General features: G+C 31.1%; 12 protein-coding genes. 11 read left to right on the top strand and 1 reads right to left on the bottom strand.

The window, feature by feature from the left end:
• Positions 1 to 170 precede the first annotated feature (170 nt).
• The 11 genes from GQO80_RS15550 (at position 171) to GQO80_RS15500 (ending at position 7,311) form a co-directional block, all read left to right on the top strand.
• Entirely contained in the window at positions 171 to 686 is a 516-nt protein-coding gene (locus tag GQO80_RS15550; RefSeq protein ID WP_157209277.1) for a DUF695 domain-containing protein, read from the top strand.
• Positions 687 to 1,052: 366 nt separating this feature from the next.
• Positions 1,053 to 1,520 (top strand): type II secretion system protein GspG, encoded by a 468-nt coding sequence (locus GQO80_RS15545; RefSeq protein ID WP_198037810.1) that lies wholly within the window; start codon positions 1,053 to 1,055, stop codon positions 1,518 to 1,520.
• A 158-nt stretch (positions 1,521 to 1,678) separates the two neighbouring features.
• A complete protein-coding gene (yidD, locus tag GQO80_RS15895) occupies positions 1,679 to 2,035 on the top strand; it encodes a membrane protein insertion efficiency factor YidD (RefSeq protein WP_232333207.1) in 357 nt (118 codons plus the stop codon).
• Positions 2,036 to 2,040: 5 nt separating this feature from the next.
• Positions 2,041 to 2,583 carry a hypothetical protein gene (locus GQO80_RS15810; protein WP_198037809.1) on the top strand — a complete coding sequence of 181 codons (543 nt, stop codon included), beginning with the start codon at positions 2,041 to 2,043 and terminating at the stop codon, positions 2,581 to 2,583.
• A gap of 169 nt (positions 2,584 to 2,752) precedes the next feature.
• A complete protein-coding gene (locus GQO80_RS15530; protein ID WP_157209275.1) occupies positions 2,753 to 3,166 on the top strand; it encodes a hypothetical protein in 414 nt (137 codons plus the stop codon).
• Between the two features lie 123 nt (positions 3,167 to 3,289).
• On the top strand, positions 3,290 to 3,889 hold the full coding sequence (locus GQO80_RS15525; RefSeq protein ID WP_157209274.1) for a hypothetical protein: 600 nt from the start codon (positions 3,290 to 3,292) through the stop codon (positions 3,887 to 3,889).
• Positions 3,890 to 4,071: 182 nt separating this feature from the next.
• Entirely contained in the window at positions 4,072 to 4,233 is a 162-nt protein-coding gene (locus GQO80_RS15520) for a hypothetical protein (RefSeq protein WP_157209273.1), read from the top strand.
• Positions 4,234 to 4,549: 316 nt separating this feature from the next.
• Entirely contained in the window at positions 4,550 to 5,044 is a 495-nt protein-coding gene (locus GQO80_RS15515) for an Imm63 family immunity protein (RefSeq protein ID WP_157209272.1), read from the top strand.
• 146 nt (positions 5,045 to 5,190) lie between these two features.
• Positions 5,191 to 5,838: a hypothetical protein gene (locus GQO80_RS15510; protein WP_157209271.1), complete on the top strand. Its 648-nt coding sequence runs from the start codon at positions 5,191 to 5,193 to the stop codon at positions 5,836 to 5,838.
• A 129-nt stretch (positions 5,839 to 5,967) separates the two neighbouring features.
• Positions 5,968 to 6,636 carry a hypothetical protein gene (locus GQO80_RS15505; RefSeq protein WP_232333206.1) on the top strand — a complete coding sequence of 223 codons (669 nt, stop codon included), beginning with the start codon at positions 5,968 to 5,970 and terminating at the stop codon, positions 6,634 to 6,636.
• Between the two features lie 168 nt (positions 6,637 to 6,804).
• Positions 6,805 to 7,311, top strand: coding sequence for a hypothetical protein (locus tag GQO80_RS15500; RefSeq protein ID WP_157209270.1), 507 nt, complete (start codon positions 6,805 to 6,807; stop codon positions 7,309 to 7,311).
• Positions 7,312 to 7,349: 38 nt separating this feature from the next.
• Here the strand turns inward: GQO80_RS15500 and GQO80_RS15805 are convergent.
• The coding region (locus GQO80_RS15805; RefSeq protein ID WP_198037808.1) for a hypothetical protein at positions 7,350 to 7,565 on the bottom strand (216 nt) is incomplete at its 5' end.

The raw sequence follows: 7,565 nt of genomic DNA, 5'->3' as shown, positions 1-7,565 counted from the left end.
ACAGTGTAAAAATAATTGCTTGGTTCTTGCCTACTTGGAAAATCCTACGGATTTTCCTCTGGTTCGTTCCATTTTTAGTAAGTTAGTTGCTTGCACACGCAACTATCCTTACACATCAACGTTAGCAACAAGCAAAAAACTGAACTTTGAAAAATCATTCTTCTGAAAAAATGAAACTAAAAACAATAATATTAATTATGGGAATATTATCATCTCTATTTGGGTGTGGACAAAATAAAAATGTGGAATCCGATAAAATTTATCCAACAGAAGAATTTGCTGTTGTAAATGCGAAATTAGAAGATGGTAAACCTGCTATTGGTTCATTTGATTTGGCTTACAAGAATTATGATTTTAAATCTAAATATCCTTGGTGTTTAAAAATTGCAATCGGATTGAATTTAGAAAATTGCAATGAAGATGGACTTCCTAATCCCGACGAAATTTCGATTGCGAATCGCTTTGAAGACGAACTTTTGGAAAACATTAAAGGAATTACAACCTCTCATTATGTCGGACATTTATTTAATGACACTTTTTTGGATGTTTATGTATATTTAGACAACCCAGAAAAAGTACACGAATGGTTACAAAATCAAATAAACAAAGAAGGTTTAATAAGAGGGTTTGGATATGAAATTAACGAAGACCCCAAATGGAATACAATAAAAGCATTTATGAACTGAAAAGCCAGTTGCTAACATCGTATATAAGCTATGGCTTGTTCAGTCCTCACTTGGAAAATCCTGCGGATTTTCCAAAGCCAGTTTTTATTTAAAGAGGTCTGTGCCAAGACACGCCACAGCTCATATACAAAAACGTTACCACACATTTGAACGCAACATTGAAAATAATACTAAAAATCATCGGACTAATTATTCTATTGATATTTCTATACTTTATAGAATCGATTATATTTTGGTTGATTTTCGGAGAAGGTGGACAAGCCAGCAGTATGATGGATAATGGATTGACAAAATTAATTATGTATGTTCTTCCATTAATAATTGTCGGCGGAATTGGATTTAATGTATTTAAAAAAGAATAAATCAATGCTCGAATTAATACTTTCAACTTTAGCGGAATTTGGACTTATTCGTGAGGATTTTAAACACCACAAAAAAATCACAAAAAAGGAGAAAGAAGATGGAGTAAAAAGGCCTTTTCAAAGATACTTTTTACAACCAAGTTCAATAATGGTTATTTCTGTTTTAATTATTGGAAGCATAAGTGCATTTATATTCTTTGGTTATCAAAGAACATCGATTTTCCCAGATAAAACTGAAAGAGAAATATCAGAAATGAGTGACCGAATGGAAAATTGGAAAGAAAATCTTGGAAAATACCCTACAGAATTGAATGAATTAATCGGAAATAGTCCTTTAAGACAAGATTGGAAAAGAGACGCTTGGAATAGAGAATATAAATTAACTATTTTAGGAAACGGAAAAGGATTTTTAATTACGTCTGCTGGCTCTGATGGAAAATTTGGAACTGAAGATGATATTAAATCGAAATAAAAAAAACGTGTGGTAACACCGTATATAATTTATTGCTAGTTCTAGCCTACTTACGAAAATCCTCGCAGATTTTCTATTCGGTTTTTATTTGCTAAATTAGGTGCTTAAACCACGCAACAAACCATATACAAACACGTTGTAAAACATTTGACCAAAAATTGGAAAAAACAGAAAAAATAGAAATTGGAAATGACTCGTTTGAGATAAGTGCGAATGAAAAAGATGCAGTATTTATCCAAAGACAATTTGCTAAATACACTAAATTGGATCTAGAAATTCAAAGTCTACCTATTCCTAAAAGACCTATTTGGCTGAATTTAGTAGTGAGAACGTTACGTTTATATCAAAATAATATTTCGGAAAAATTCGGAAATAGGTGTGTTTTTGACCCAAGTTGTTCGAGATATTCGGAATTAGCTTTTAGAGAAAAAGGTTTTTTTAAAGGGCTAAAACTAACCGTAAAAAGGCTTAAAAGATGCAGACCAGAAAATGGAGGAATTGATAAATTAAAATAATTAATATGAATGCAAACGTAAAAAAAGGGCTAATAATGATTGGTTTTGCTGTAATTGGTATTACCATTATCTCATTTATACTTCAATATATTTTATCAATAATAGGACTTGGTGGAATAATTAGAGTTTCTTTGAGATTTTTATTATTGATTTTTCAAATTTCTTTAATAATAACAGGACTTTTACAAATGTTTGGTAAGTTCAATATTGATAAATTTTATAATTTAAATAATTTTATTGGAAATGACATCACAGAACTTAACTATTCTGACAATGAAATAATTTTAGATAAAAAAGATACTAATCTAAATACAGATGAGCAAATAAAATCAAATATTAATACTTTAAATTTAAATGGAATGGAATACAAAATTGAACAAGTAGGTGCTGAATTTTCAAACAGAGCAATAAAGGGTCTTGAAAGTAGATTTAATAGTTACGCTAATGAAGGATATAAATTTCACTCAGTTTTTCAGGTTCAAAAACCAGGTTGTCTTGGAATTGGTTCACCTTCGATAACATATTTAGCGGTTTATGTGAAAGAATAAAAACGTTTTACAACAATGGCTATAAGTAATTGCTTGTTCTCGCCTACTTCTGAAAATCCTCGCGGATTTTCAGTTTGGTGTGTACTTGGAAAGTTAAGTGCTAAACCACGCAACTACTCATAGCCGAGACCGTTGTGCGTCATTTGAGAAAAACAGTTAATTATACAAATTGAGTTGGATAAAGAAAATATTTGGAACAAAGAAAAACAAGGAAGTTGTTGAGCAATCAGTCGCTAAAATCACCGACGCGGAATTGGAATTTCTAATCAACCGAGAATTTCCTGAAAATGCGGATTTAGTAAAAAGCAAACTGAATGAAATTCAGAGTGACTCTCAATATGGAAAAAACAGAATTTCCGCAGCAGTCCTAAAAATCGCAAATTCGGATTTGACAAAAATTGACTTTTTGATAACAAAAGCTAATGAGGATTTTCGAGATATAGTTTCAGAAGCAGAATATCCAAGAGTCTCAAAACACGGATTTGGAGAACGGAATGAAAAGGAATTAAAAACTGATAATTTAAATGATTGGACTGAATATACAAATTGGAAAAATAAAAAACGAACGCACAACACCGTATAAATAAAATTGCTAGTTTTAGCTAAACCAATGTTAGTTGCTTGTTTGCTAGCTTCTGATTTTCCTTCGGAAAATCCTCGCACACAAACACGCAACTTTCCTTATACATAAACGTTATACCATATTATGAAAAATATACTGACATTAATATTAATTTGCATTTTGAATATCCAAGAAGGTTTCACCCAGGAGGTTAAAACTGAACTACAAAAATTTATTCTTAAGGAATTAAATGAAGGAAATTACACATTTCAACTAATGAAGAATAAGGTGATTCAAACTTGTTTGGAAGAACAGCTGTTAGTAGATGAAAACGGGAAAATACTTTACCCTAAAATTGATTTAAAAGCAATTGAAAATGAAACTACAATAGAATTTTACTCTTCGGGTTCGATTAAATTAGCTATGAAATATACGGACTCCTTATTGACAATCTCGCCGATTGAAAACAGTTTTTGTCCATTAATAAAAATTGACCTACAATCACTAACTGCATTTATCAATGACGACAAACTAAGTATGGTCAATGAAGTCTCTATAAAAAATAAAGAAAATGCTTTTAAAAGTGCATGGGATGGATTTCAATGGCACTCAAAATTGCAGAATAATTCCACACTGATTAATCCAAGATTAACCATCGGTAAATTGAAAGAAAATGGCGCACTATATATAGAAATTTTATGGAATGAAAGAGGAAATAAAATCCATTACCGTCTCATGACATAAAAAACACATGGTATAACACCGTATATAAAAAATTGCTAGTTTTAGCTTAACCAATGTTAGTTGCTTTGTTTGCTTGCATCCGATTTTCCTTCGGAAAATCCTCGCACTCAAACACGCAACTTTCCATATACATAAACGTTGCCATTCATTAAAAAACGCGCTAAAAATCGAAAAAATAAATTATGAATAAAATAAGAATTATTGGTTTAATTATGTTGATAATTGGAATTGTTTTACAATTTTCTTTTGAAAATGACGGAACAGATTTCCTTACAGGACTTTTAGCTGGTGGTGGAATTGGACAACTCATAACTGGACAGATTAAATCGAAAAAGAAATCCTAAAGCAGAATCTGAATTTTAGCTTGTTTGCGGAATAAAAACTCAACAAACATCTGACTGACCAAAGCAGTGTGCAACTGTTGCGACGGACTGATTAGCGAAACGCACAAAAAAAAGGATTTACGACTAACGAAAAACTGTAAGAAAAAAACAACGAAATGGCAACACCGTATATAAAAAATTGCTATTTTTAGCTTAACCAATGTGAGTTGCTTTGTTTGCTTGCATCCGATTTTCCTTCGGAAAATCCTCGCACACAAACACGCAACTTTCCATATACCAAACGTTAGCAGATATTTTAAAAAAACTGAAAGCAAAAATGACAATAGAAGAAGTTAAGATTGAAGTTTTAAAACTTGCCGAAATAATATCCGCCCCAGAAAATAAATTCCCTGATTTTGGATCATCAAATTATCAAGGAAATCCACATATCGACGTTGACAATTATGGAAATTTATATTTTATTGTAGTTGAGAGAAATGAAGAATATGAACGTAAAATAACGAAAAACATTAAGGAATTGCTTTTTTGGATTTTTGAAGGCATTACGTTTTCTATGGCTCGTGATTATGAATTGGAAAACAGAATTAAAAATCAAGATTTTAGAATTTTATTATTTGCAAAACAAGATGAACTTTTAGAAAAATTAGATTCTGATTGGGCAGAAATTACAAGAAAAAAGCATAAAAAATTATTGAATCCCACAGAAGAAACTAAACGCAACAGAAAAGAATATTGCGATAAATTGGAAAAAGAAGGAATCGATTTAGTCACAGCTTGGAATATTGCTTGTGAAAAATATCCAACCGAATAAAAAACATCTGCTAACAGCGGTTTGGCGTAATGGCGGGTGTATTGCTTCGTATGACAGTTTTGTGGTAGGTTCAAGTGCAGTGCTTCGATTGAACTTTTGTGCTAAAAATCCGCCACTACGCCAAGCCGCAAAACGTTACCACACATTTGAGAGCAACATTGAGAAATTGGAAAAACATAAAATGGATTTTTGAAAAGGATGGAGCCTTAAGAGATATTTATGTACAAAACGCAACGATTTCGGATTGGGAAAGAGTAGTTGAATTATTAAACTCTGAATACAAATTGACTTTTGGAGTTTATGAAGATAATTTGACAGACAAAATTGAATTCGAATATGTGAAAACAATGTTTGCGGACGAAACTGGCGAATTGGAAACTAAATCTGCAACTATTGATTTAAATGGAATTGTAGTAAAATGTTACTTTTTCCTAGAAAACCAAATCGAATTTGACATAAATCCAACTGAAATTAAAACAGAATCGGATTTTAATAAGATTACGGATTTTATGAAATCCGTCAGTGCGAAATTGGAAAAACAAATAACACTTTGTGGAGAAAACCAACCTGAATTTCCACTAATTAAAATTGACACTAAAAACGGAATTGAAAAAACACTAACTGAAGAAGATGCTCAAAATTTGTGGAAAAAATCAGACCAAAGTGTTAGCCGATTTAAAAAATTAAAGTCAAGAATAATAATGAAATACTTTCCGAGATTATTTGAAAAAAGACTTTTGGAAAGTGCAACAAAACCATACGTAGCGACAGAACGTGAAAAAAACGTGTGGTAACATTGTATATAAAAAATAGCGCAAGTCGTTGCTAAGACAATGGTTTGGGCATTTTTGGAAAGTCGCCAAATTTCTAAATTTGACGATTTCCAATAAAAAGATAAATAGTAAAATTTAAAAATTCGGCTTGTGTTTAATCCGAAAAGTAACCGCTTATTTTCAGCGCTACTTTTCATATACGGTGCCGTTGTAAAACATTTGAGAGCATCATTCTTCATACCAATATTGATTTTTCTGCTGATAAGTTGCGGACAAAATAATAGCGGAAAAAATCATCGGAAAAATGAAAAACCCGAACAAAACTTTTTGACCTTTAGATTGGTTGAAAATAAATTTATTGAATATGATTTAGATACACTTTCAAATTTCAACGAGATAATAAAAATTCAAAATAAAATAGATTGTAATAAAAATTACGCTTTGTTTAAACTGAAAACTGACAAAAAGATTTATAATATCCAACCGTTACAGTATTGTGAAGATATATTTGACTATAAATTAAGAGAAATAATTTACATAAATACTGATAGTATAACGGTAAATTATGAATTACAATACCCAATAGATAGTCTGAAAATGGTTTTAAATAATCATCTGAGAAATCCGAATAATGACAGAAATTATCCTTCATCTGAGGAACAACGACTGATAAGCATAAATGTTGATAACATTAAAAGCATTATAGAGACAAAAAAACTCTTAATTAAAATAATTACTAATATTAACGAACTGAATATAAAAACGAATTTTTCATTTATGTTTGAGGATCACGGAATAATCCGAATAATTGAGGAATAAAAAACGTTTTACAACAATGTATAAAAATAATTGCTCAATTTTGGGCTTAACCAAAGGTAGTTGCAAGTTTACTACGTCTGATTTTCCTGCGGAAAATCCTCGCACGTAAACCCGCAACTATTCTTATACGAAACCGTTAGGTGCAATTTAAAAAAACACAGGTCAATATTGAAAATTAGAATAACAATTATATTTTTAGTTTGCTTAATAAGTTTCGGATTTGGACAAAACCGAAAGGAAAGAGACTATGGACATTATAAATCCCTGAATCTGAATGTTGGATATAATTATAGCTTTGGCGACCCGAACGACAAAAATTTTCATTTAATTGATATTGGAATTAACAAAGCAATGTATGGAGGAATGCATGGTGGAGGACTTCAATATGGATTTGGAACGGAAATCGGCCTGAATACAGAAAAATTCACAATTGGACCCAAAATAAGTGGAGCTATAAATCTAATGGGGATTGTTATTGGAACAGAATTAGTTACTTATACTGACTTTGACAATATGACTTTAAGATTAGTGCCTTTCATCGGAATCGGTGGAGAAAAAGGTAGACTGACTATAAATCCGCATGTAATTTTGACAAATAAAAATTTTCAACCGATTGACAAAGGACTTTTGAGTTTAACGATAAATTTGAGCATGAAAAGAGAAAAAATAAAATAAAAACTGCACCTAACACCGTGTATAAAAAATTGCTTATTTTAGTCTAAACCTATGGCAGTTGCTCGTTTACTTGCTTCTGATTTTCCTTCGGAAAATCCTCGCCCGTAAACTCGCAACTTTTCATACACAAGACCGTTACCTGCAAGCTGAAAAAAAATGAAACTACCAAAGACAATTTTACTGATATTTGGAATTTTAATTTCTTTAAAATCATTTGCATGTACTTGTAAAACAAAATCGCTATCTGAATGGCA

The sequence above is a fragment of the Mariniflexile maritimum genome (assembly GCF_009746565.1).
GTDB classification, from domain to species: Bacteria; Bacteroidota; Bacteroidia; order Flavobacteriales; family Flavobacteriaceae; genus Mariniflexile; species Mariniflexile maritimum.
This window is presented reverse-complemented; position numbering and strand designations above follow the sequence as displayed.

Bases quoted from the DNA above. Each gene is read 5' to 3' on its own strand.
- GQO80_RS15545 (WP_198037810.1), top strand. From the start codon at position 1,053: ATGCTCGAATTAATACTTTCAACTTTAGCGGAATTTGGACTTATTCGT.
- GQO80_RS15525 (WP_157209274.1), top strand. From the start codon at position 3,290: ATGAAAAATATACTGACATTAATATTAATTTGCATTTTGAATATCCAA.
- GQO80_RS15810 (WP_198037809.1), top strand. From the start codon at position 2,041: ATGAATGCAAACGTAAAAAAAGGGCTAATAATGATTGGTTTTGCTGTA.
- GQO80_RS15515 (WP_157209272.1), top strand. From the start codon at position 4,550: ATGACAATAGAAGAAGTTAAGATTGAAGTTTTAAAACTTGCCGAAATA.
- GQO80_RS15520 (WP_157209273.1), top strand. From the start codon at position 4,072: ATGAATAAAATAAGAATTATTGGTTTAATTATGTTGATAATTGGAATT.
- GQO80_RS15550 (WP_157209277.1), top strand. From the start codon at position 171: ATGAAACTAAAAACAATAATATTAATTATGGGAATATTATCATCTCTA.